At 73.8% G+C, this 516-nt stretch carries 1 protein-coding gene; it reads right to left on the reverse strand.

The genetic code is table 11. The features are described 5' to 3' along the window. Window positions 1–88 precede the first annotated feature (88 nt). On the reverse strand, window positions 89–516 hold a 428-nt coding region (locus tag LCD31_RS28795), incomplete at its 5' end, for a ComEA family DNA-binding protein (RefSeq protein WP_224963324.1).

The following is a 516-nucleotide window of genomic DNA, read 5'->3' on the forward strand; positions in this document are numbered from 1 at the left end:
AGCCCGGCCAGCGTCACGGCCCAGGTCACCACGGCCGCGGGCACCAGCCGCAGGTCGAGCACACCGGTCCGCGGGTACGACGTGACCTTCACACCTGGACCAGGTCGCGCAGCTTGGCCAGCTTGGCCGCGCCGATGCCGTCGACGTCCTGGAGTTCGTCGACGGAGCCGAAGCGGCCGTGCTCGGTGCGCCACTGCACGATCCGCTTCGCGGTGACCTCGCCGACTCCTGGTAGTGCATCGAGCTGCTCCTCCGTGGCGGTGTTCAGGTCGGTCTTGGCCGCCGCCCCGGAGCCGGGTGGGCTCGCGGCCTGGCCGGTGTCCGCGCCGGGCGGTACCGGGACGGCGACGTAGAGCTGTTCCCCGTCGGTGAGCCGGCGGGCGAGGTTGAGCGCGGTGATGTCGACCTCCGGCCCGGTGGTGCCACCGGCGGCGCGCACCGCGTCGGCGACCCGGGATCCGGGTGGCACCGCGACCAGTCCGGGGCGGGTCACCTCGCCGACGACGCTGATCACCA

The organism is Saccharopolyspora sp. 6M, from assembly GCF_020176775.1.
GTDB lineage: Bacteria > Actinomycetota > Actinomycetes > Mycobacteriales > Pseudonocardiaceae > Saccharopolyspora_C > Saccharopolyspora_C gregorii.